The 22,419-nt window shown below is 61.3% G+C and carries 22 protein-coding genes; 13 read left to right on the forward strand and 9 right to left on the reverse strand.

Features of this window, described 5'->3' with window-relative positions; all coding sequences use genetic code 11:
• Positions 1–5: 5 nt before the first annotated feature.
• The 3 genes from V3B41_RS13965 to dcm form a co-directional block, all read right to left on the reverse strand.
• Entirely contained in the window at positions 6–1,523 is a 1,518-nt protein-coding gene (locus V3B41_RS13965) for an ATP-binding protein (RefSeq protein ID WP_329861452.1), read from the reverse strand.
• Positions 1,507–3,447, reverse strand: a complete 1,941-nt coding sequence (locus V3B41_RS13970; RefSeq protein ID WP_329861454.1) for an RNA polymerase sigma factor RpoD/SigA — start codon at positions 3,445–3,447, stop codon at positions 1,507–1,509. The genes V3B41_RS13965 and V3B41_RS13970 overlap by 17 nt, the downstream gene beginning before the upstream one ends.
• Positions 3,448–3,673: 226 nt before the next feature.
• Positions 3,674–5,251 (reverse strand): DNA (cytosine-5-)-methyltransferase, encoded by a 1,578-nt coding sequence (dcm, locus tag V3B41_RS13975; protein WP_329861456.1) that lies wholly within the window; start codon positions 5,249–5,251, stop codon positions 3,674–3,676.
• A gap of 29 nt (positions 5,252–5,280) precedes the next feature.
• On the opposite strand from dcm, the gene V3B41_RS13980 reads away from it, so the two are divergent.
• A complete protein-coding gene (locus tag V3B41_RS13980; RefSeq protein ID WP_260465463.1) occupies positions 5,281–5,754 on the forward strand; it encodes a very short patch repair endonuclease in 474 nt (157 codons plus the stop codon).
• 498 nt (positions 5,755–6,252) lie between these two features.
• Here the strand turns inward: V3B41_RS13980 and V3B41_RS13985 are convergent, their stop codons facing one another.
• The 4 genes from V3B41_RS13985 to V3B41_RS14000 form a co-directional block, all read right to left on the reverse strand.
• Positions 6,253–6,603, reverse strand: coding sequence for a hypothetical protein (locus V3B41_RS13985; RefSeq protein ID WP_329861458.1), 351 nt, complete (start codon positions 6,601–6,603; stop codon positions 6,253–6,255).
• Positions 6,604–6,703: 100 nt separating this feature from the next.
• A complete protein-coding gene (locus V3B41_RS13990; protein ID WP_329861460.1) occupies positions 6,704–7,072 on the reverse strand; it encodes a hypothetical protein in 369 nt (122 codons plus the stop codon).
• A 453-nt stretch (positions 7,073–7,525) separates the two neighbouring features.
• Positions 7,526–7,951: a TonB family protein gene (locus V3B41_RS13995; protein ID WP_049428631.1), complete on the reverse strand. Its 426-nt coding sequence runs from the start codon at positions 7,949–7,951 to the stop codon at positions 7,526–7,528.
• 91 nt (positions 7,952–8,042) lie between these two features.
• Positions 8,043–8,252 (reverse strand): hypothetical protein, encoded by a 210-nt coding sequence (locus V3B41_RS14000; protein ID WP_049428634.1) that lies wholly within the window; start codon positions 8,250–8,252, stop codon positions 8,043–8,045.
• Between the two features lie 231 nt (positions 8,253–8,483).
• On the opposite strand from V3B41_RS14000, the gene V3B41_RS14005 reads away from it, so the two are divergent.
• The 12 genes from V3B41_RS14005 (at position 8,484) to V3B41_RS14060 (ending at position 21,296) form a co-directional block, all read left to right on the forward strand.
• A complete protein-coding gene (locus V3B41_RS14005; protein WP_049428636.1) occupies positions 8,484–9,122 on the forward strand; it encodes a DUF1629 domain-containing protein in 639 nt (212 codons plus the stop codon).
• Positions 9,123–9,248: 126 nt separating this feature from the next.
• Entirely contained in the window at positions 9,249–9,893 is a 645-nt protein-coding gene (locus V3B41_RS14010; protein ID WP_329861463.1) for a DUF1629 domain-containing protein, read from the forward strand.
• Positions 9,894–9,991: 98 nt separating this feature from the next.
• Positions 9,992–10,633 (forward strand): DUF1629 domain-containing protein, encoded by a 642-nt coding sequence (locus V3B41_RS14015; protein ID WP_049428681.1) that lies wholly within the window; start codon positions 9,992–9,994, stop codon positions 10,631–10,633.
• Between the two features lie 87 nt (positions 10,634–10,720).
• Positions 10,721–11,365 (forward strand): DUF1629 domain-containing protein, encoded by a 645-nt coding sequence (locus V3B41_RS14020; protein ID WP_049428641.1) that lies wholly within the window; start codon positions 10,721–10,723, stop codon positions 11,363–11,365.
• 350 nt (positions 11,366–11,715) lie between these two features.
• Positions 11,716–12,372, forward strand: a complete 657-nt coding sequence (locus tag V3B41_RS14025) for a DUF1629 domain-containing protein (RefSeq protein ID WP_069118063.1) — start codon at positions 11,716–11,718, stop codon at positions 12,370–12,372.
• Between the two features lie 31 nt (positions 12,373–12,403).
• Positions 12,404–15,751, forward strand: coding sequence for an XVIPCD domain-containing protein (locus V3B41_RS14030; RefSeq protein WP_329861465.1), 3,348 nt, complete (start codon positions 12,404–12,406; stop codon positions 15,749–15,751).
• Between the two features lie 44 nt (positions 15,752–15,795).
• The gene (locus tag V3B41_RS14035) at positions 15,796–16,434 is read left to right on the forward strand and encodes a hypothetical protein (protein ID WP_152906564.1); all 639 of its coding nucleotides are present in this window, start codon (positions 15,796–15,798) and stop codon (positions 16,432–16,434) included.
• Positions 16,435–16,577: 143 nt separating this feature from the next.
• On the forward strand, positions 16,578–17,504 hold the full coding sequence (locus tag V3B41_RS14040) for an XVIPCD domain-containing protein (protein ID WP_197650748.1): 927 nt from the start codon (positions 16,578–16,580) through the stop codon (positions 17,502–17,504).
• A gap of 166 nt (positions 17,505–17,670) precedes the next feature.
• Positions 17,671–18,816 (forward strand): YncE family protein, encoded by a 1,146-nt coding sequence (locus tag V3B41_RS14045; RefSeq protein WP_329861468.1) that lies wholly within the window; start codon positions 17,671–17,673, stop codon positions 18,814–18,816.
• 142 nt (positions 18,817–18,958) lie between these two features.
• On the forward strand, positions 18,959–19,534 hold the full coding sequence (locus V3B41_RS14050) for a hypothetical protein (protein ID WP_197650746.1): 576 nt from the start codon (positions 18,959–18,961) through the stop codon (positions 19,532–19,534).
• Positions 19,535–19,610: 76 nt separating this feature from the next.
• A complete protein-coding gene (locus V3B41_RS14055) occupies positions 19,611–20,186 on the forward strand; it encodes a hypothetical protein (RefSeq protein ID WP_197620043.1) in 576 nt (191 codons plus the stop codon).
• A gap of 45 nt (positions 20,187–20,231) precedes the next feature.
• Positions 20,232–21,296, forward strand: a complete 1,065-nt coding sequence (locus tag V3B41_RS14060; protein WP_329861472.1) for an XVIPCD domain-containing protein — start codon at positions 20,232–20,234, stop codon at positions 21,294–21,296.
• Between the two features lie 62 nt (positions 21,297–21,358).
• On the opposite strand, the gene V3B41_RS14065 is transcribed toward V3B41_RS14060, so the two are convergent.
• Together V3B41_RS14065 and V3B41_RS14070 are read right to left on the reverse strand one after the other, a co-directional pair.
• Entirely contained in the window at positions 21,359–21,775 is a 417-nt protein-coding gene (locus V3B41_RS14065) for an XVIPCD domain-containing protein (protein WP_197620045.1), read from the reverse strand.
• A 76-nt stretch (positions 21,776–21,851) separates the two neighbouring features.
• A complete protein-coding gene (locus tag V3B41_RS14070) occupies positions 21,852–22,331 on the reverse strand; it encodes a DUF4440 domain-containing protein (RefSeq protein ID WP_049480254.1) in 480 nt (159 codons plus the stop codon).
• Between the last annotated feature and the right edge of the window lie 88 nt (positions 22,332–22,419).

The raw sequence follows: 22,419 nt of genomic DNA on the forward strand, positions 1-22,419 counted from the left end.
TCTCTTCAGTCCTTGGAAATGTTGTCCGGCAGATCTTTGATCAGCTCCGGGTGGAGATCGAAAGGCTCGGTTCTTAGAAGCTGGCGCTTTGCCATGCTCGGGGACATGCCCTTCTTCTCCACCAGGCTCTGGTAGATCACGTTGAGAACATCACGAACCGAGTCGTCTGGTTCCCCTGTGAACCCACCTTTTGCATGTTCTCCGCTTTCCGCCGCCTCAAGCCAGATTCTCTGCACAGGAATTGTTTCTTCGAGGATGCGCAGCATCGCTTCGACTTTGACGCCGAATTCGGCATCGTCCAGCAGTTCTTTGACCGCCGTATGTGTGCGGTCGACACGGTACTGTAGCCCCGCAGCCGTCTCTCTCGATTGCCATACGGGCATGACCTCCTCGCGGCGACCAAGCGATGAATTTGAACGGGCACGATGCAGGAATACCTTGCGCGCTCTGTCGCGGGCGTCCTCTGCCAGTCGGTAAAGCTGATCCCGCAGTGCAGCGGGAGGATGGGCAGATGACTTGCGGATGTCGATCTTCCATTGCGCATCGAGGTTATTGGGGAGGTCCAGCCGGATGCGCGCAAGCCTGTGAGCTTCGTCCTTGGACCAGGAGCGTCCACGACCAAGGCCGAGCCAGCTGCCTGCAACCAAGAGTCTCCGGCCACGATAGATGTAGAAGCCCTGCTGGCTTGACCAGCCCTCGATTCCGCCGGCTTCGGCGTAGGTCTTGTCGTTTAGGCGGTCCTTGTGTGGAAGCACGAAAGCCTGGCTGGTGATTCTCAAGCTGCCTTCTCCGACGCTGGACTCGGGTGACCTCCAGGTCGCCGGATTCGAAGAGAGGAACGGATCCCAAGGCGTAATGGGCTTCCCATTGAGCTGCAGACGAATTCGAGGTCCACTGCCATCAAGATAGCGGTGGAAGATCATTGCGAGGTGGCGCTCCACGTCGTCAATGAGGTCAAGAAGATGCCCAGCAGTGAAGCCTTCGGTGACAATGCGATCAAGCCGTTCCCAAAGAACCACGGTGCCTGATGTCTGACCAGTGTGCCGGACGAGACGCGCCTCGGACGATGACTCCGGTCCCTCAAGAAGGTGCCATTCGCCGCTCGGATCTGAGGCCAGTGCGTCCAGATCCCAGCGTAGGCAACTTGATTGGCCATCCTTGGTACTTAGGACGGTCAGTCTTCTGGCTTGAGAGAACGAGGCAGTCTTCAATCCCAAGCCAAAGCGTCCCAAGTCCGAGGCGCCTCGGGTGTCCAATGGGTTGCGGTCGCCCAGGCGCATCGCGCTGAAGAGCTCAGCATCTGTCATCCCTCTGCCATCGTCTGCGATGGAGATCCAGCTGTCAGTCCCCGACCAGTTGAAATCAATCTCCACTTGGCTGGCTCCAGCGGAGATACTGTTGTCCACAAGGTCTGCCAATGCCGTGGCTGTCGTATAGCCCAAGCCTCGCAGCGCCTCAACCATCGCGTCAGCTCTGGGTGGAGCATTCCTGCCCTTTGACCTCTCTTTACTGTTCTGCTGCATCGTCAGTCTCCGACTTGCCATTGACCAACTCATTGAGGCGTCGCGCTGGGTGGCGCATTTGTCTCAGCGCTTTTACCTCAATCTGGCGAATCCGCTCGCGGGTGACACCAAAGATCTGACCGACCTCCTCCAATGTCTTGTCGTTGCCATCGATCAGGCCAAACCGATGTCTGATGACCTCGGCCTCTCTTGAGCCTATTGCGTTGAGACAATCGTTGATCGCACGCCTCCGAAGATGATCATCCGTGACTTCCTCGGGGGATTGACTGCAATCCGGAATAACAAGGGCCAGCTCTCTCGTCGCGTCCTGCTCATCCCAGGAGACCGCATCGTGGGCCACTTTCAATGCTTTGGATACATTCTCAACGGATAGATCGCAGATGTTGGCGATGTCCTGAGCGCGCGCATCATCTAGGGATTCCTCACCGAGTCTCCTGACTGCCTTGGAGATCTTGTTGACCTTTTCCATGACATGGATGGGCAGTCTGATCACGCGCGCTTTGTCACCGATAGCCCGCCCAACGGACTGCTTCAGCCACCACATCGCATAGGTCGAGAACTTGTTGCCCCTACCGTAATCGAATCTGTCGATAGCTTTAAGCAGTCCGACAAGGCACTCCTGAATCCTATCCATGCGGGGTAGGGTGCTCCACCCGTGGTTGTCAGCCACATGCACTGCGAGCCGGATATTGGCGTGGAACATCTCGTGCTCAAGGCGCAATATTCGATGCACCGCTCTACGAAGTGATGCGCTCGCGCACCCTGCCGCCTCGAATTCCTTGTCAAAGCGTCTAACGACCGATGAAGTCAACTTCAGCGCCGATACGGCTGTTACCGCATCTCTATCAAAGCGCTGATCCCCTGGATTCGCCTGAAGTTCGAGGCAACCGGAGCGTGCGCTGTTCAGCATGTCGATCAGGCTCAATCCGGCAACGGATTGTGCCGTTGAAACTTCATTGTCCTCGTCTTCAGCGTCTGAAGTGCCGGGAAGATCGCCAGACTGATCTTCATCCTCGCTGTTGATATGGCTGATTTGACCTGCTGAGACACGTCCTTGCTCAAGGTCTGTAGCGAGGCCCGCTATCGAAGGGGCTGCGTGAGGGGCCTCAGCAATGGCACGATACGCATCTCTGAGAGAGAGCTCCAAAAGGAGCCCAATGCGCTCTTCCCCTGAGCGGTCCAACAGGACGGACGATTGGGCAATCTTTGCGAAGTGGAAGTGAGGATCATTCGTTGTGGAAGAAAGATCCTGCAAGAACTCCTCCAGCTCATCGATGCCACTTTCGGATGCTGGTCGGTTGATATGATATGGATGGAGAGGAGGTAGCCACTCTTCATCCTCTTCTGGCACAGCCTGAATCTGACCCATGAGGACAGAGAGCTGGCGGAATGTATCGCCATCTTCGTGACCTTCGACCTCGCGAGAGATGAGCTTCAGATCCTGAGGGTTGAAGTTTCCTTCCAGTTGAGCACGGATGATCAGTGCTTCGAAGAAGCGATGAGTTGAGCTGTGATTGAGCTCCCGGATCAGTGAGGTCTCAGCGTAACTAGGGAGAAGCCTTGCGAGGTCATTCCAGTCCTCATCCCTGTCGACAATCACGTGCCTGGAGATTACTTCCTGCACCACCTGAATTGTCGACCTAAGCGAAGGGTCCTCCAACGGCACCTCGACCGCTACTTCTTCCTCCCACGTCCCAAAGAACTCTGACTCGAATGCATCCTCTTCGGAAGATGGCGCTAGAGTGGAATCAACAGCCTGTGATGGGGCAGGATCTTCCACTTCCTCGCTGTCTTTCATGCCCCGGAGTTCGCCTAGCGTCGCTACCGGAGTGTCAGCCTTTTGGAGCGCCAGACGCTCGCTCTCCTGAGAATGCTCGGAAATCAGGCGGCAGAGCTCTAGATGTCCTTTGGAGGCGGCAAGCATGTGCAAAGTCCGCCCCTGCTGGTCGCGCGCCCCGGCGTCTCCCCCGAGTTGGAGGTAACGCAACACATGCTCCGCGTCGCCACGAAGTGCGGCGAGTCGAAGGAGCGGCCTCAGTGATGAATGCCGCTCGGCCTCGGTGCTGGCTTCGCTGCCGGACCGGGTATCGGTAGAGCCCAGGGACTCCATTTCCCCTTGATTCATTGCTTCCCCCTGCTAAAACCTTCGCCTAGTTGAGTATCGACCACACAACTCTAGCGATCTGTCTGGCAATCAAGGGCGGAACTGCATTTCCGACCTGGACGAACTGTTGAGTCCTGTTGCCGAGGAACACATAGTCGTCCGGGAATGACTGCAGCCGGGCAGCCTCTCTGACTGTGAGACTTCGGCACTGGCGAGGATCCCAATGGATGAACGCGTGACCGTCCCTCGAAAGGTGACTGGTCACCGTGTTTGAAGGTTTGCCCTTGAGCTGAACCCGGAAACGATCCGAGAACGAGCCGGTCTCCCAGTTCAGGTGGTCAGGGGCGAGCTTCTTTGGGAATTCGCGACTTGTGGGTGACTTTTTGTACACACGCGCGAATGCCGCGCAGAACAGATAGCGGCCCAAGTCGGACTTCATGTGTCCCCTTGTCTCATGGTTGAGCAAATAGTGCTGCGACGCGCTCCTGAGCTTGTTGACGTAGGGATTGCTTCCGGTGCTGTACTTGATGGAACCCCGAGGAAATGCGCTGGAGGGCACGAATGATTCGAGCTTTTCCACCAGCTCAGGATAGGTTTTCCCGAGAACTCGGATCAAGCGGTCCCGCTCCGACTCCATCGCCTTGCGCCACTCTTCAGGATCGTCCTGTTTGCGGCTAATCCCGCTTCTCAGCCTTGGTAACCCGACCAGAGCCGTCTTCACGCTTACATGCTTCTCAACATCCAAGCCTGGCAGGCTCTCAATGCCATCCGGAACTAGGTCTTCCCGGACCCCCATGATGATGACCCGGTGTCTCGCCTGTGGAATTCCGTGGTTCTCACACTTGATGATGAATGCAGACGGATCCTCCGCGACAAGTTCGCTGGTCCGCTTCTGATTCGCCTCAACGTGGATAGGAAGAAGCACATAGCGATACCCGTTCTTTCCCCCCTTCTTTTCCCTTTTCAGAGCTGCAGCAGGGTCGGAGAGATCGCGCATGATTGCAGCGAACATCTCCTTGTTGCCGACCTTGGAAGTCAGGATTCCCTTGACGTTCTCCATGATGAAGACAGCGGGTGAGAACTCGTCAAGAAGACCCAGGTATTGCTTGTAGAGGAAATGCTTCTTGTCGCCCTTTGAGGAGAATCCCTCCACATGCCGCTGGCGAGCCCGGCCTACGACGGAGTAAGCCTGGCACGGGGGGCCTCCGATGAGGATCATCTTCTCGTACTGATCCTTGACCTCGTTGATCCGTGAATAGAGGGCCTGATTGTCCCGCTCTTCTCCTAGGGTGAGGTTGAGCGCTTCTCGCTCGGCTTCAGCCCACAGGTCGCTCCATCGACTGTTTCCGAAGTGTGTTGCGGGAGGAAGGGCGTCGCCCTTCGCAATTTCATCCAGATAGTCGTAGTACTCTTGCGGGACTTGGCCTTCCTGCCGGATGAGAAGGCGATAGAAGGCCCTGAGACGGAGAGTCGAATGTGCAGACTTCTCCATTTCAGCGGATACCGCGAGTTCGAAGGGGTACTTGGCACCTTCTTCGGGCTTGAAGCTGCTGAACCCTTCGCCCAGGCCACCGGGGCCGGCAAAGATATCAATTACACCGATGGGCTTACGTACTGCGGTCAAGACGGAGTCTCTGCTAGATGGTTGATGTGATGAGCCCGGCTGTTCGATCAGCACTGATGTCAAGAATCAAGGCCAGGAACACTAAGCCGGAGGTCACTGTCCGAAGGCATCTCTGGGCGCGCGGCTTCCGCTTTCGACTTCATACGAAGGGCCTCGCAGGAAAGCCTGACCTTGTGCTTCCGAAATGGAAGGCTGCGGTGTTCGTACACGGGTGCTTCTGGCATCGCCATGAGGATTGCCCTCTTTTCAGACTGCCGAAGACACGAGCAGCCTTCTGGGATGCAAAACTCTCCGCCAATCGACAGCGCGACCTGGCGGTAGTCAGGTCGCTTCTGGACATGAGCTGGCGCGTGGCAGTTGTATGGGAATGCGCTATCCGACTCGACTCGAGTGTCGCGAGTGATCGCCTTTCGGAGTGGATATCCAGTGATCGCAAGGGAATAGAGATCCTGGCCAGTGACGGCACAGTAATCTGCGGAGACTTGGATAGCGGTCAACCGTGAAAAATCCATCTGCCTACGACCACTCCCTTGTTCATTTTCGCGTTCAGAAAGGGTGGTCGCTCTTGATCCAGGATGCCGGCCCCAATCTGTCTGCGTCAGGGTTCAGGGCTCCACTCTGAATGCCTGAGCCGCGCCCCCCGACGCCTGACGGAATCATACCAGGGTGGAAGCCCCTATCGCTGATTCTTTAGTGGCGCCTGATGGCGATAGGGGCGATTGCCGAATGCCTGAGTCGCAGGAGTCAGCCTCTGGGACACCATGCTCGATTGTTTTGGGCCACAGAACGCAAGCTGGGCAGGCGGCCGCCAGAGCCTTGATGGAGCTTGGTCGGCCCAGACTTCATCAACCCCGTGAGCAGGAAGATGAGCGTGAAGATGGGCGGGGTTGGGGACATCTCACTCGCCCGGAAGGCCAGGTCACTGGCGTCGTGGGTGTTCATGGGAGTGAGGCCGGACGGGAGCTCGTCCAGCATGCTCACGCACTCAGGACTAGTGGCCACTACTCCGCCACAATCCGCCCACTCCAATGCGATAGCAGCGGCACAACGCACGGAACATCAATCTGCCTATTCGCATACAGCACGATTAAAAGCTGCTCCAATGAGTTATCCACCAGCATCACGGGTGTGCCGTCACAGCTGACCTCGAAGTATCGGTCTCCCGCGTACCGGGCGCGCTGTACCAGGCCCTCGCGCACCAGTCGAACGGCTTCCTCGCGCATCACAGCAAATTCAGCGTCGGACACCTTCCGAAACGTCCGCAGTTCCAAGTCGGCCTTGGGTACATGCCGGCTGGCGATCGCCGCAGACAGCGCCGCCAGCAGCGCCGCGCCATAGATCAGAAGCTTCATTCGACGCTCTGCTAACAGGGGATGGACTAGAAGGCGAACGGTCAGCCGATAGCGTGCGGGTGGCCAGCAGCCACGCGACAGACGGCCAGGTCCAACTGGGCTACTCCCGCACCTGCAACCGCTCAGTCACCTGCGCAGTCAACGCCACACATGCCATCTTCAACCCTTCCATCACCCTATCCCCAAGGTACTCCTCGGGCGCGCCGTTCTGCCGAGTCCGCTCCGCAGCCAACATCAGCTCCGCCACCACACGCAGCCCCGCCAGCGCGCAATCCGCATCCGCCAGCTGAAGACACCGCCCAGGCAGTTGATGCCGCTCCGGCCAAGGCTGGCCATCCGCAGCCGCACCGGTGCCGATGCGGTGCAGCGTGGCTACGAAGGCGTTGGGATCGACGGACGGTTCGCGCTCGGCTTCGGCGTTGTCCGGATCGTACTGCGCGTGCAGGGAACGGAAGTCCGATGTGTTCATGGCAATGCTCCGTACAGGACAGATAGCAGCGCCACCAATGAAGGTGGCGGACGGTGCGTGGTTCGAAAGCCGGACAGTAACCAAGCCGGTGGGTCCGAAGACCCCCACGCACCGCCCGCCATGGAACGCGAACGGATTGCCAGCCGGCGCCACGTAAGGTGACGCCGGCTGGCAAGCGCAAAGCACAAGGCTACTGAACGGGCTTTCGAACCCCGCGCCACCCTTTTCCGGTGGCACGCCAAGAGATACCCGTGCAGCAACCAAATGCCAAGAAATCACAGGACTGATGATTGCCAGTCCTGACGCTTTCGGCATTGTCGCACACGGTGTTAAGCCAGCAAGCGATTGCGCTGCAACGCTCTTGAAGAGCTTGGCGCTATTGGCCCCAAGCGCAGGAATGCCCCCAGTCAGGGCCATGGCGCAGGGCCAATCGCGACAGATTGAACCAGCGGTTCAGCCGGGCGGCGCCTCGGCCGGAGGCACGAAGCTCAAACGCACCCGAACCCGCGCTTGCCGCGCGACGCCCTCAACCACGACCGGATCAAAGCGCCACTGGTCCACTGCGGTAAAGGCCGCACGATCAAGCTCCCGCAGTCCGCTGGACCGCACCACCATCACGTTGGAAACGTGACCCAGCTCATCCAGCTGAGCAACCAACAACACCGCCATGGGAACCTGCAGCAAGGTATCGGGCGGCGTGGCAGGGTCCGTTGAATACACAACGGCAGGCGCCTGCCGCAGCTCGAAGGTGGGGTTGTCGCCGCGCTCCACGAACACTTCAGTGGAAACCTGCGGGTCTACCGCCATGGCCATGGCAGGTGTAGCGCCCAGCAGCATCAGAACGAGGTTCAGTGCCAGGGCGGTGTTCAAACGGGGCATACGTGGCTTCCATTCCGGTGCGCTGCCAGCATAGCGGTCATCCCCTGGCATCGCTTGCCTTGAATGCCGGCGTGCCGGACTGCTGCACCGCTCACACAGGTACGCCCGGCCGTGGCCACAGTGCATCGTCGCGCTCCAGGTCGTAGTCGCTGCCGAATGCCAGGGCAGCCTCGCGCGGTGGGAGGTCTGCGTAGCAGCCCAGCAGGTACTCGTCCATACCGGCGTCGCGGTGGTCGATGGCGAACAGGTGGAGGAGCTCGTTGTCGAAGGCTTCCAGCCATGTGGGGTCGATCTTGGTCACAGTCGTCCTCCAGAGGGGGAGCTGAGTTTGGCCGCGGTAGATCTCACACAATGAGATAGAAGCTCGACAATCATTTGATTTCATTCTGGTCCGATTGCCGGCCCACGCAAGTCAGGGTAGAAAAGGGCTGCGGCTTGTCCGAGTGAACATTCACCGATCGCCTTCACATGATCGGGAATAGGTGGAGAACTTCGCTCCGGCGTCGGGGCGACAATAAGATGGAGGCAGCGCATGGATTCGGTTTCAACCCGCCATCCTCGAAAAGGGGAGTTCTTTCTCCTTGAGCCAGGGGCGATAAGCGGCCCTGCCTGCGGGGTCGTCTTCGAGAATCTGGATCGCCTGCTGTCTCCTCCTCGCATGATCTTGCTGCCGGAGGATGGCGGCGTCGCCTCGCTTCGCGAGCCGCCGCGCCTGGTACTTAGATTGAGCGAAGGACCGCCGCCTCGGGATCTGGAGTCGGGGTTCAGCGGCTACTGGCTGGTCTCTGAGCGGCTGCATGACGTGATGGTCTCTGTCGATCCCCACGCCTTCGCCTTTGCGGAAGCCGACTATCGCCTGGAAGACGGCAGCCCAGGCGATCGCCACTTCCTGTGCACCGTGGTCCAGGTCATTGACGCGTTGGACGAAGGTGCGTCCAAGCTCTTCATCGACACCACCGAGGAATTCATAAACGGGAAGTTCTACGACTTGGGCGGCGGCGCGAGTGTGACGTTCGACCGGGAGAGGCTGGGGCAGGTCCACGTCTTCAGGACTCCATTCTCCGGCTCCGTGTTCTGTGACCGCGTGTTTAGGGATGCAATGGCTGCAGCCGGTATAGACACTGACAGCGATGCGGACGGCGTGTGGTTGACGGATGCCGCGGACATTTAGGGTGTGGCCCAAGCCGGCAGAGAATTCATGAGTGGCTGGTCTTCACATAACTGACAGCCGATGCCTTCCCGAAGCCCGGCTATGTCTCTACGTTGGAGTGCAAACATCTGGAAGATAGGAAAAAGCATGGAACCGTCAAAGCCGCCCCATGCTGTGCCTGGCGAATTCTTCCTCCTGATGCCTGATACCACGCGCGGGGGAAAGGGGCACGGCGTTGTGTTCGAGAACGCGAAGCGGCTGCGCATCCCGCCTCGCCTGATCCTGCGGCCAGAAGAAGGGGGATTTCCGCCCATGGCGGAGAAGCCGCTGCTGGTCTACTCAGCAAAGAATGGGAGCCTCCCAGAGGATCTGGAGGGGGGGCTGAGCGGCTACTGGATGGTCACCGAGAGATTACGCGACGCTCTAGTCTCTGTGGACCCGGCTGGCTTTGAGTTTGTAGAGTGTGACTACCGCTTTGCCGATGGATCCAAGGGGCCGCGGTACTTCCTGTGCGATGTAACCCGTGAGCTCGATGCGGTGGACGAAGAAGCCTCGAAACTTCGGATCATCACTGACGCAGGCTATCGAGGTGGAAAGTTCTACGACCTAAGGGGCGGAGCCAGTCTGGCGTTCCGCAAGCAGGTCATCGGTCAAGCCAGAATATTCCGGACGCCTTTCTCGGGAAACCTCGTCTTCTGCGACAGAGAGCTCCGCGACGCTGTGTGGAACGCTGGAATCGGTGGGCCGCGTGCATCGCGAGGCCTCTGGTTCACTGACGCGGCCAGCATCTAAGTCAGAGTTCTGAAGGCCGGACTTTTGGGCGCCTTTCAGATTCGCTTCAAGTGCTTATGAGCGCCTTCGATTCACATCAACAACGTGGGATGAAAAGCATGCGATCGGACTCCACCCATCAGCCGCGCAAGGGCGAGTTCTTCAAACTGCGACCGGATGCTACCCGTAGAGGGAAGGGTCACGGGGTGGTCTTTGATAACGAGGACGCGTTGCTTGTGACTCCCCGGCTGATCCTTTTGCCCGAAGCCCGTGGCTTCCCTCTACTGCGTGAAACCCCGCGCCTGGTCTATCGGGAGCGGCAGGGTGTCCCTCCACAGGACCTGGAAGGCGGGTTGAGCGGCTATTGGCTGATCTCCGAGCGATTGCGCCAGGTCATGGAAGAGATAGACCCTGACGCGTTCGTTTTCGCTGATACCGACTATCGCTTGGAAGACGGTTCAAAGGGACCAGCCTACTTCCTTTGCGACGTGGTCCGCACGCTGGACGCCTTGGATGAAGAAGCCTCCCAGCTCAACATCGTGATCAGCGATGAGTACGAGGCAGGGAAATACTACCGCCTAACTGGTGATGTCCGGTTGGCGTTCAAACGCGAAGTGCTGGGTTCGGCTCACGTGTTCAGATTGCCGTTCCATGGCGGGGTGTTCTGCGACCGAACGTTCAAGGATGCGGTGGAAGCTGCCGGCATCTTCACAGCCAAGAGATCCAATGGGCTCTGGTTTGAAGATGTGGTCAATTGCTGAGTCTGTCCCATCGGCACCAAGTTCGTGACCGATACTGCAAGTATGCGGAGTGCGGTACATGCCTTAAATTCGGAAGGGAACAAGCACATGCCCACGTTGGAACGTAATCAGCCTGCTCCTGGCGAGTTCTATCTGCTGATGCCTGACACGACCCGAAGGGGAAGAGGGCATGGTGTTGAGATCGAGAATGAGGACGCACTGCTGATGCCTCCCAGGCTGATCATTCGCCCCGAAGAAGGCGGTTTTCCTCATCTGGCGCAGAGACCGCGTCTGGTGCTCGATCCAAGGCTGGGGGATCCACCGCAGGACCTCGAAGGAGGAATGAGTGGCTACTGGTTGGTATCAGAGCGCCTCAAGATGGCCTTCACCGAAATAGATCCCGTTGCCTTTGAGTTCGTGGAGTGTGATTACGTGCTTCCGGACGGCACAGAGGGCCCAACGTACTACCTGTGCGAGGTTGCTCGCGAACTGGATGCCGTCGATGAGGAAGCATCGAAGTTCCGGGTCATCGTCGATGAGGGCTATCCGGGCGGGAAGTTCTACGACCTTCGTGGCGGAGCAAGCTTGGCATTCAAGAGGGACGTAATTGGGGACAGTCATGTCTTCAGGAGCCCGTACTCCGGCGATCTTGTCTACTGCGATCGCATGTTCCGGGATGCCATACGCGCTGCGGGAATTGGAAGCGAGTGTGAAATGCGTGGCCTGAGGTTCAAGGACGCAGCCAATGTCTGATATGGCGCGCGTCATTCTAAGCATAATCCGCATGTAAAAATTGAAGACGGCTGCGGCGCGTCTCATGGAACGGGATCGGTAGTCGAACTTAAGATCGATTTCATTTTTGTCCGATTGCTTGCCGGTGCAGAACGGTTTAAAAAGCAGTCATGCCTATTCAGTGCTTGAGTTGAAGGCAGAGCGGTAAGAGGCAGGTCGCATCGGTACTTCAGAGCGGCCAGAGGAATTGGAGAGAAGCAGTAGTGCGCTATGTCGGTGGAGGGGGCTTCAGGCTGTGAGCGCGCGGGCATGACTCGAGGAGGGCATGGAAGGTTGGCACCCTCTGATAAGCTCTTGGCACGCTTATTTAGATCGATTCTGAGGTGAGGCAAACAATGACTTCGAATCTGCCAAAGAAGGGCGAGTTCTTCGAGTTGCGCCCAGATGCCCGACGGCGCGGCAAAGGGCATGGCGTCGTTTTTGAGAACGAGTCTTCTCTGAAGACCCCTCCAAATTTCCTCTTGCGTCCCGATCAGGGGGGCTTCCCGCCTCTGCGCGAGACCCCGCGCTTAGTGTATTACCCAAGCGAAGGGTGGCCACCGGAGGATCTTGAAGCTGGGATGAGCGGCTATTGGCTCGTTTCCGGGCGTCTCCGCGAGGTGATGGCGGCCGTGGACCCAGGAGCTTTTGCGTTCAGGGAGACTGACTATCGACTCGCTGATGGAGCAATGGGTGGCCCTTATTTCCTTTGCGATGTCATCAGAACCATTGATGCCTTGGATGAGGCAGCATCCCAGCTGAAGATCATCGTGAGTGACGACTATGAAGAGGGGAAATACTACGATCTGACTGGCGACGTCCGCTTGGCGTTCAAGCGGGAGGTCATCGGCGATGCTCACGTATTCCGGCTCCCTTACTACGAAGGTGTCTTCTGCGACCGCACTTTCAAGGAGGCGGTCGAAGCCGCGGGACTGATCGCCAGCGGTACGTCCAACGGTCTGTGGTTCTATGACGCGGTGAACTGCTGAGACCAGGCGATGCTGGAGTCAAGGAGGATTTGTGGCTGGACATTCCACTCATTTGCAGGACCATCACGCGATTGAGCAGCAGACGCTGAGGCACAGCCCGTTGCTCGCAAAGCTGCAGGAGGCCGGGCGATTCAACATTCACGCCCAAGAGAACCGGCTGTTCCTCCCCGCAAACCCTGCCTATGCAGATGCGATGGGCATTACGCCGCACAGTGGCGGACCGTTGGGTGAATACCAGAACGGAATGATTCGGCGATTGAACGAGATTCAGAGAACGCGAGACGGTAAGGCCGCGCTGCTGAATGACTCTGACGCCCTCGATAGAGTGATGGCACGTGTAGAAGCATTGCGAGACACCGTCAAGGTCGGGTTGATCAACGGCGATCTCAACACGAATACTCCGCTGGGAAGCACGCCTGCGATCACGAACAAACGAATCCGGGATTTTTTTGACGGAGTTCCTGAGTACCACCAAACGCATATCGCTCAGATCCAAGCCTTGAAAGGTTTCACCGGGGTCGACCTTGGCTGGGTGGCTGTCACTCATTCCGAAAGTGGTATCGTGACTACGCTCAATAGAATCGAGTATGACGCCAAGCCACTGACTCGCGGTGGAAACATTGAGTTGCAGCGAAGCGGCCTGTCGCTTGCCATTTCCAATGCCCACCACGGTGGCCGAGTTGTTCTGACAGAGCCGGGTATCCAGACGGTCGAGCGCGTGCTCGGCGAGGAAGCCGGGCATCGTATTCGCAGCCCGCGATCGCAGCAAGGCGGTGCGACATTGGATCTCCTCCTCGGCGAAGCCTCCACCAGCCAACTGATCCGCTCCGGTGGCCTGCTAGCCTCCGGCGCCGATGCCGTCATCACCGCCCGCCGCACCTCACAGCTGCTGGAAGAAGGCAACGGCACCGCCGCCCAGTCCGAGCTCACCCACGCTCTGGCGCGCAACGGCGGTGGCTGGGTCGGTGGCATGGCTACCGCGTCGGTGATCGGCACGTCCAGCTTCGTCCCTGCGGCCATCGTCGCGGGCGATGCGCTGCTGATGAGCAAGGCGTTCGACAAGGGCGCCGATCTGCTCGACAACCGCGCCGTCTACCGGCAGACCGACAAGGCCGATGTCACATGGCAGTTCGATGGCCGCAACTGGCAGCGCCAGGCGGTTATGGACAGCACAGGCGACGGCCTGGGCAATCCGGCTGAGCGCAGTGTGGGTGCCAGTTACGAGAAGGCCCGCGAGCTGGGCGCATACGCCCACGTAAAAGCGGTAGAGCTGGCGCTGGGCAAGGCGCCGCCGCCGCAGGATCCTTTCAGCATCCCGGCGCGGGACGGCGAGGGGCGTCTCGACAATCCCAACTGGCACCGCGATGCGCAGACCGAGCAGTGGACGCGGCAGGTCAAGATTGGCGTGTCCGGTGCCAACGACCGGGGTGTGTATGAGACGCAGACCGCCAGCCCCGAACGCGCCAACGAGTTGAATCGTGAGGCGGTGCAGCGCATCGAGAACAACATCGCCAACGGCAAGGCCGCGATTGCCGCCAGCTACCTGGAGACCCGTGCTGCTACCCGCGCCAGCGACTTCGTGCCGCTGGTACCGGAAGCGGTGGAGCAGGCCCGTACCAAGCCGGACGCCATCCGGGGCTCGGACAACCAGCTTTACCAGCGCGATGAAGCAGGACAATGGCACCACGCTGGCCAAATCGCGCAGGGCAACATGGCGCTGGAGTTGGAGCTGACCCGCACCATCCAGCAGCCATCGCTCGATCAGTTCAACCAGACCATTGCCGCATTGGACGCGCGACCGTTGCCGTCTGCGGCGGAAGTGAACCAGAACGAGCTTCGCCACAGCTACTACGCTGCGGGCGTTGCGCTGACCCCGGCATGGGAGCAGGCCATTGCCCTGGCCACGGCGCGCACGCGCGAGCAGCACGGCATTACGGGTCCCACGCTGCAGGAACTGGGGCCTGTCGCCGAGGGCAACGCGGGCGCGTCCCGGCCCATCACCCATTACCAGGTGGGTCAGGATGGCGTGGCGCGCGCCGTCGCGACCACCAGCACGCAGGAGCTGCAGGCCGCATGGAATGAGGTGCGCGCGCGTGCCAATGAGCAGGCGCCGTTGCCCGACTCGCCCGAGCTGCGCATTGCTGCGCTGTCGGCGGGTGAGCAGGAGGCGTACCGGCAGGCACTGCAGGAAGCCAATCGGCTGGGTGCTGCGCAGGTAGATGCAGGACAGGCTGCACGAGCAGCCGCTCAGGTGGCACATGGCGACAAGCCATCGGAGCAGGGCGGGAGCGTGGAAGTGCGGCCGGAAGAGCCGGCGACTGCGCAAACCATCGCGCCTGCGGCGGTTGCGGCAGCGCCGCCCGCGGTAGCGGTCACGCCACCACCTACGCCCGCGGCACAGGACAAGCCCGCGCCTCAACGGCACGCCGAGCAGCGCGATCCGCCGCGGCGTGAGGCGGAGCCGCAACCTCAGCCCCATCCAAACAGCGAGGCGCCCACCGAAAACCGTACCGCCTCACAGACGCCGGAGCCCGCTGGGCCGATGCAGGCGCACCCGGTCGAATCCGAGCGTGCGACGCCACACTCTGCCGCGCCTCTGGCAGCGGCAACGCAGACGGTGCCCACGCAGCGCACAGAGCAGGCAGCGGAGCCGGAGCGGATGGCCCCGGTGCCTGCGGTTGCCCCCACTCCAAAGCAGGACATGGCAGTGCAGGAGGTGGAACCGGTGCCGTTCAAGGAGCCGCTGCCTGCTGAGCCTTCGCGCGATCCATGGCCTTTGGAGCAGGAAACGGCACAACACGTGCCAGAGCCCGAACCGGCTCCATCGGATGACCTCCGGCCCGTCACTGCGGCTGTCACTGTTCCTGCCGCGCCCACGATAGTGCCAAGCCCCGAGCCAGCCGCGCCCGCACCGGATGAGGCATCGGGCTCGAACCGGGCGCTGCAGGACCCTACGCAGCCCGGCCACCCCGATCACGCGCTGTATCAGCAGATCCGCGAGGGCGTGGAAGCGCTGGACGCCAAGCACGGTCGCAGTTTCGATGAAGTCAGCGAACGCATGACCGCCAGCCTTCTGGTACTGGCCAAGGACAACGACCTGGAACGGGTGGACCATGTACTAGTGAGCAATGCTACGCATCAACACCCGGCCGGGCACACGCTGTTCGTGGTCCAGGGCGAACCGAGCAATCCGGCGCATCAGCGCGCTGCGATGCCGACCGAGCTGGCGGCGCAGACAGCAGTTGAAGAGTCACTGCAACAGTTCGATGCGGTCAGCCGTGAAGCGAATCAGCGTGCGCTTGCGAATCAAATGGATCAGCAGCTGGAAGATCAGCGGGTGCAGCACGACATCCAGATTCGTGCGGCCAGCGGGGGATGATCAACGTGTGAGCTGCACTGGGCGACCTGCGAAAAGGACCGAAGATGAAGCCACAAGGAAAGCGCCGAATATGCATGCTCGCGGGACTACTCGTTCTTCTGGCTACCGCGTGCCGGCCCGATGCGGCTCGCGACGCAGGATCGATAGCAGAGGCCCATCGTCCGGATCTGGTGCCGCTTGTGCGCGCCATGCCCACCTCGTCAATGGATGAACCATTGGCAGTGGAATTCGATGTGGATGTTCCCAGCAGGAATTCCTCTCCAACGCTCATGATCGGCATTCGGGTCAATCGTACGGACGACGTCCCGGCACTGGAGGCACTGGTCGATGTTCAGGCATCCGGGCTCCAGGCCAACGTCTCCATGGCGCGCCTGGAATCGGGTGGATGGAAGGACGTGCCGTTGCTCCGGCTGGAGTCGATCATCGGGGAACCTGCCCGGACGATCCCCATCCCCGCCGATGGTCGAATAACCAGCGCGTGGCTGGACGATGCTGACGTACTGGCACTGCAGAATGCTGGGCTGGAACGACCCGGTGATACCTACGCACAGCTGGCCTTCGCATGGGCACGCAATCCCTCGCCGGGCCGATACCGGGTTGAAGTGCAACTGCATTCGCCTCTGACGCAGCTTGATCCGTATCACCCCGAACTGCTGATTGCCTACCTGCGCAGGCCCAAGTAGCGAAGCAGTCAGCTTCTTGGATTGCTGGCTGGTTCACACATTCAGCATGCCAGTCGTGGCCCCAACTTTGTCCTCCACCTACCCCCATCCCACCTATGCCATCATCCGGCCAGGACCGCAGCACCCATCAAGGCTGAACAGGCATGGAGCAGGCAACACGCTACACCGCAACACTGTACCTGGCCGCCCCCGGCACCCCGCTGAAAAGTGGTGGCATCTCGCCGCGCGGCCATATGTACCTGCAGGTGGCCGCGGGCGACGAGGCCCACAGCTACGGCTTCGCGCCACCGCGCCACGCGCCGGGCGAAGCCCGCACCGGCGTGCAGTACGCGCAGGTGCGCCACGATGATGCCGACGAACATCTGGACCCGTACTACAGCCGCACCCTGGAAATCTCCGAGGAGCACTACGGCTGCCTGCGTGATTTCGCCGAGGAACCGGCCGAGTTCGAATTCGACGTGGATCGCCCGGCCACCATCAACCGCTGCAGCGATTTCGTCTGGGCGGCGCTGCACTACGCCGGCCTGCATCCGCTGCCGGCGCCGCTGGATGGCGGCAGCAACCTGGGCGAGTTCGCGGTGCTGTTCAACCTGCCGGAAATCCAGTGCATTGCCGCGCCGTTCCCGGGCAGCGATCTGAATGCCGAAACCCACCACGCGATGCCCGAGCGCGAGGCCGAACATCATCGCCAGGGCGACCGCGCGATCGATGAACCGCCACCGACGCCGATTGAAGTGGCCGGCACGCTGCTGGACCCCTCACATCCGGACCATCGCCTGTTCTCGCAGCTGATCCAGAAAGTGGCCGAACTGGATGCCGCGCACGGCCGCCCGTTCGATGCGGCCAGCCAGCGCATCAGCGCCAGCCTGCTGGTGCTGGCCAAGCAGAACAATCTCTCGCGCGTGGACCACGTGCTTCTCAGCAGGCCGACCCAAAGCAGCCATGCGGCGGAGAGCATCTTCATCGTGCAGGGGGACCGCAACGACCCGGGGCACCGCCGCGCCAGCATCGCCACCGAGGTGGCGGCCAAGACCGATGTGGCCGATTCGCTGCGGTTGAAGGAGCAGTAATCCGCGCGCCTGCCATACGCGCGCCGGCGCACGCCACGCTTCCCACCTGCTACCATTCCCCCGCAACCCCAGCCAGCCCACCCCGCGCAGACAGATGCGGGGCGGGCCGTCGCAGTACGGCCCAGCGAGCCAGGACACCTTCCCGTGCCCATTCAAGGACGCTCGCATGTTCCGTAATCCTCTCTTCCGCTCGGCCGCGCTGGCCGTTGCCGTTTCGCTCAGCCTCGGCGTGCCGTCGGCCTTCGCCGACAACGCTCCCGCTGCCAGTGCCACCGCCGCCGTACAGCGCCAGGCCGTGGCCAAGGGCCTGTACGAGCTGGCCTACAGCCCGAAGCAGAACGCCGTGTTCGTGGCCTCATCCGGTGGCTTCGGTGATGACGCCGGCCCGGCCCAGGTGCTGCGCCTGAATCCGACTACGCTGGCCGTGGAAACCCGTATCCCGCTGGAGCGCAAGGCGTTCGGCGTGGTGCTGGATGACGCCCACAACCGCCTGTACGTGGGCAACACCGTGGACCTGTCGGTGACCGTGGTCGACACCGCGCAGAACAAGGCCGTCGGCACCATCCAGCTGATGGAGAAGAAGACCGGCAAGGACGGCCAGGCCGCCTACACCCACGACCTGCGCGAACTGGTGGTCGACAGCGCGGGCAACCGCCTGTACGTGACCGGCCACAGCAGCCAGCCGGACGTGAGCAGCGTGCTGTTCGTGATCGATACGAACACGCTGAAGGTGATCAACACCATCGACGGCCTGGGCAATGCCAAGGCACCGGGCCTGGCGCTGGATGTGGCCAACAAGCGCGTCTATACCAGCAACCTGCTGGCCGAGCTGGTGGTGGTGGGCACCGATTCGAACAAGGTCGTGGCGCAGCACAAGATTGCCGCCGAGCAGCCGATGAACATCGCGCTGGACCCGTCCGGCAAGCGCCTGTTCGTCACCGACCAGGGCTCGGAGATGCTGCGTGGCTACCAGGCCAAGAGCAGTGGCCTGGTCAGCAAGCATCCGGGCCAGCGCGTGCTGGTGCTCGACCGCAGCACCGGTAAGGAACTGGCCAGCATCCCGACCGATGCCGGCCCGCTGGGCATCCTGCTGGATGCACCGCGCAAGCGCCTGTACGTGACCAACCGCGAAGCCGGTACGGTGACCGCGTACAACAGTGACAGCTACCAGAAGGTGGCGACCTACAAGGTGCCGACCCACCCGAACAGCTTGGCGCTGGATGCGAAGAACAACGTGTTGTTCGTGAGCATCAAGAACGGCGAGAAGGATGACAAGGGCGCTGACGAGAGCGTGGCGCGGATTCAGCTGTAATGGGGTGACGCCGGGGCACGCCCGGCGGCGAGCCGCGTGAAGAAGGCAGGGTGAAGACCCTGCCTTCTTCATTGGCCGGTTGCGGCGCCAGCAGCCGGAGGCTAGGGTTAACCCCATGGCAGGGAGCCAAAGGATCTGAATCATGCTGGGTATCCACCGTTGGCTGCGCGCCGGCCTGATCTTCACGCTGGCGGGTGCACTCGGCGCCTGTAGCAGCCGCGTACCGGATGCGCCGGAGCCGTTGAATCTGATCAAGCCGATCAACGCGGCCGAGTCCGGCCAGGCGGTGCGGTTCGAGTTCGAGACGAATGCCCGCAACTTCCACCCGGGTCGCACCTATGCGCTGGAGCTTGAGTTGCAGCACCAAGGGACGCGAAAGCCCGACGAGCCTGACGTGGGCACAATGAGGATCCCGTTCGAGGTGACCCTGCAGCAATGGCGTGCTGATGCCTGGAAGGATGTTCCCACCTACGACAGCTATCAGGCCGGGGTGCTCAATGCAGGTGAACAGCTTCCGGAATGGCATGCATCCAGCGAATGGCGGTATACGTCGCCGCACATGGGCAGTGATGGCCAGTACACGCTGAGCCTGGTTGCTCTGCCAATGGAAATTGACTCCCGCTACCGTGTGGACGTGCGTACGGTGCAGAGGACAGAGGCACTGCAGGGCTACTCGGCCCGTTTTCGGATCCATGCCGCCCGACCCGCTGGAAAGTAATCAATCGCCTGGTTGCGACGCCGTTGGTCACCCGCTAGGGTTGAACCCCATGGCAGGGAGCCAAAGGATCTGAATCATGCTGGGTATCCACCGCTGGCTGCGTGCCGGCCTGATCTTCACGCTGGCGGGCGCACTCGGCGCCTGCAGCAGCCGTGTACCGGATGCGCTGGAGCCGCTGGATCTTGTCAAGCCGATCAACCTTGCCGAGTCCGGGCAAGCGGTGCGGTTCGAGTTCGAGACGAATGCCCGAAACTTCTATTCGAGTCGGCCCTATGTGCTGGATCTCGAGGTTCAGCGACATGGGCCCGGGCCTGGCAGTGAGCCTGACATGGACAATGTCCATGTTCCCTTCCAGCTGTCCCTGCAGCGCTGGGTCGCAGGTGCCTGGCAGGACGTTGCAACTTCTGATGTCTATCAGGCAAGGGCGCGCAATCTGGGTGAGCCGCTCCCCGATTGGCATGCGTCGGCGAATTGGCGCTACGCGCATGAGGTATCGATGGACACCAGCCGATACAGGTTGAGCATCGTCGCCCTGCCGATGGAAACCGATGCCCGCTACCGCCTGGATGTGCGCACGGTGAAGCCCACCGCTGCGCTCGAGCATTACCCGGCGCAACTGCGGGTTCATGCCGACCCGCTCTCTGGGAAATAGCCTCCATCCCACTGCTGGAAGGAACGGAACTGAAGGATTTTTCTTATGGATAAGCCGCGCTACACCGTAGAAATCGTCATTGCCGCACCTGGTACGCCGTTGGTGGACGAGAGAGGTGTACAGAAAGTTGTGGACGGGGTTCCGCAGACATCCGGGCCCGGGCACATGTTCTACGTGCTTCATGGGCCGGACAAGACGACGCGGAGTTTCGGCTTCGCTCCTTCCGAGCATGGAAGCATGAACGGGCCGGGCGAGGTAATGAAGACCGATGCGGGCGAGTACAAGAACCCCCATTACAGCCGCACCCTAGAGATCAGCGAGCAACAGTACAGAAAGCTCGAAGCCTTCGGCTCGCACCCGGACAAGTACGGTTTCGATCTTCAATACAAGGATGTGCGCCACAACTGCGTTGACTTCACTTGGGAAGCGCTGAACCACGCGGGCATCGAGCGGAAAAGAAGCATCGACGTGAACGCGCTGGGCGGCGGTATTGGCCAATTGCTTCCCGATGTCCGCATTCCCTTGGACAGCAAGGGCGCAGGCAAGGATGCATTCCGACCGCTGCGCAACATCCACGGTGTGGATAGCATTGACCCGCCGTTTCCGGACAGCGAGCTCAACCAGAGGAAAACCAATCCCCTGCCGGAGCGCAGTCTCAAGCAACACATGCTGAGTGACGCTGAGGGCATGGGCGAACGAAGCGGTGACCATCTGGCCCGCCACAGCAATGACCCGCTGCTGTCGCAGATCCACCAGGGCGTGGCCCGGCTCGATGCAGAGCGTGGCCGTGCCTTCGATGCCACCAGCGAGAACATCAGCGCCAGCCTGTACGCGCTGGCCAAGGCCAATGGTCTGAGCCAGGTTGACCACGTGCTGTTGAGCGATCGCACTGCGCAGGCGGATGTGGCGCAGAGCATCTTCATCGTCCAGGGGGAGCGCAACGACCCGGCACAGTTGCGGGCCAGCATGCCAACGGCGCTGGCCGCGCAGACACCGGCAGAAACCTCGTTCGAGCGCGCTGAGCAGCTGTCACAGTCGGGGCAGGCGCGCTCGCAGGATGAGCTGCAGCAGCGCCAGGTGCAGGAGCAGTCCGGGCCGCGCATGGCCTAGGGCGGCAAGCGTACGGCGAGCCGACGTTCTCGCGGTGGGCCGCTGGTAACGCTGGAGGCGGCTCAGCCCAGGCGGTGTGCTGGGTTCTGCTGTTGTTCCTGCTCACGGGCCTGCTGTTCGGGCAGCTGCCCCATGGCCGGCTGCTGCGGGGCAATGCCGAGCTTCTGCATCGACTGCTCCACCGGCGTCTGCGCCGCCACAGCCGTCGGCATCATCGCCCGCAGGTGCGCCGGATTGGCCGGGTCGCCCTGCACGACGAAGACGTTGTGCCCGGCCGGCTGGTTGGCCGTGGCGTTGCTGACCAGCACGTGGTCGACCTGCTGCAGGCCCTGCTCGCGGGCGAGCACGGTCAGGCTGGCGGTCAGTCGCTCGCTGGTCTGGTCGAATGGGCGGCCATGCTGGGCGTCCAGTGCGGCCACGCCCTGGCGGATCTGCTGGTTGAGGCCGTACTCGGGATGGTTGGGGGTGATCTCTGCCATGGGGCGATCTGCAGCGGTAGGTCGTGATGGACCTGGGCAGTATAGAACCGGCCCGTGAACCACCGCATCGCGGGGATCAGTCCGCCGGCCGATGGTCGTAGCTGATCACCCGCTCGGCCAGCCAGCGCCCGTCCACGCGGCGCCAGACCTGGATGAAGCGCGCCTGGCCGGTCCAGTGCTCGACACCCTTTGCATCGCGCTCGTGGAAGCGGTGGTCGCCGATCTCCAGGGCGCGATCGTCGTGCAGCGGAAACACCTGCAGCGAGCTTTCCACCAGCTCGCGGCGCAGATGGGTGCGGTTGGCGCGGGTGCTCTCGCACAGGGCGGCCACGCTGCGGCGGAAGTCGTCACGCTTGCTGGCGGACTTGCCCGCCTTGTCATGGAAGAACTCCATGTCTTCAGTGGTCATGGCCGCGGCCTTGTCGGCGTCGCAGTCGTCGAACGCGGCGGCGAACAGCTGCGCGTCGGCCTGGTGGATCTGCTCGCGCAGGTCATCGGAGGGCGCGGGTGCGGCGGCGAGGCCGGCGGCCAGCAGGGGCAGGGTGAGCAGCAGCATGGCGAGGCTCCAGGGCGGGATTCATGCAGGCTCGCACGGTGCTCCGAGGGCCGCAGCCGCCCTGCGACGAAACGGGATTTCCAGGGAG

The organism is Stenotrophomonas sp. SMYL89, assembly GCF_036319985.1.
GTDB classification, from domain to species: Bacteria; Pseudomonadota; Gammaproteobacteria; order Xanthomonadales; family Xanthomonadaceae; genus Stenotrophomonas; species Stenotrophomonas maltophilia_Q.

What these genes read in the sequence shown, in the direction of transcription:
- V3B41_RS13965 (WP_329861452.1), bottom strand. Translation starts at nt 1,523, where the DNA reads ATGCAGCAGAACAGTAAAGAGAGGTCAAAGGGCAGGAATGCTCCACCC.
- V3B41_RS13970 (WP_329861454.1), bottom strand. Translation starts at nt 3,447, where the DNA reads ATGCTTGCCGCCTCCAAAGGACATCTAGAGCTCTGCCGCCTGATTTCC.
- V3B41_RS13980 (WP_260465463.1), top strand. Translation starts at nt 5,281, where the DNA reads ATGAGCCCGGCTGTTCGATCAGCACTGATGTCAAGAATCAAGGCCAGG.
- V3B41_RS13985 (WP_329861458.1), bottom strand. Translation starts at nt 6,603, where the DNA reads ATGAAGCTTCTGATCTATGGCGCGGCGCTGCTGGCGGCGCTGTCTGCG.
- V3B41_RS13990 (WP_329861460.1), bottom strand. Translation starts at nt 7,072, where the DNA reads ATGAACACATCGGACTTCCGTTCCCTGCACGCGCAGTACGATCCGGAC.
- V3B41_RS13995 (WP_049428631.1), bottom strand. Translation starts at nt 7,951, where the DNA reads ATGCCCCGTTTGAACACCGCCCTGGCACTGAACCTCGTTCTGATGCTG.
- V3B41_RS14005 (WP_049428636.1), top strand. Translation starts at nt 8,484, where the DNA reads ATGGATTCGGTTTCAACCCGCCATCCTCGAAAAGGGGAGTTCTTTCTC.
- V3B41_RS14010 (WP_329861463.1), top strand. Translation starts at nt 9,249, where the DNA reads ATGGAACCGTCAAAGCCGCCCCATGCTGTGCCTGGCGAATTCTTCCTC.
- V3B41_RS14015 (WP_049428681.1), top strand. Translation starts at nt 9,992, where the DNA reads ATGCGATCGGACTCCACCCATCAGCCGCGCAAGGGCGAGTTCTTCAAA.
- V3B41_RS14020 (WP_049428641.1), top strand. Translation starts at nt 10,721, where the DNA reads ATGCCCACGTTGGAACGTAATCAGCCTGCTCCTGGCGAGTTCTATCTG.
- V3B41_RS14035 (WP_152906564.1), top strand. Translation starts at nt 15,796, where the DNA reads ATGAAGCCACAAGGAAAGCGCCGAATATGCATGCTCGCGGGACTACTC.
- V3B41_RS14040 (WP_197650748.1), top strand. Translation starts at nt 16,578, where the DNA reads ATGGAGCAGGCAACACGCTACACCGCAACACTGTACCTGGCCGCCCCC.
- V3B41_RS14045 (WP_329861468.1), top strand. Translation starts at nt 17,671, where the DNA reads ATGTTCCGTAATCCTCTCTTCCGCTCGGCCGCGCTGGCCGTTGCCGTT.
- V3B41_RS14050 (WP_197650746.1), top strand. Translation starts at nt 18,959, where the DNA reads ATGCTGGGTATCCACCGTTGGCTGCGCGCCGGCCTGATCTTCACGCTG.
- V3B41_RS14055 (WP_197620043.1), top strand. Translation starts at nt 19,611, where the DNA reads ATGCTGGGTATCCACCGCTGGCTGCGTGCCGGCCTGATCTTCACGCTG.
- V3B41_RS14060 (WP_329861472.1), top strand. Translation starts at nt 20,232, where the DNA reads ATGGATAAGCCGCGCTACACCGTAGAAATCGTCATTGCCGCACCTGGT.
- V3B41_RS14065 (WP_197620045.1), bottom strand. Translation starts at nt 21,775, where the DNA reads ATGGCAGAGATCACCCCCAACCATCCCGAGTACGGCCTCAACCAGCAG.
- V3B41_RS14070 (WP_049480254.1), bottom strand. Translation starts at nt 22,331, where the DNA reads ATGCTGCTGCTCACCCTGCCCCTGCTGGCCGCCGGCCTCGCCGCCGCA.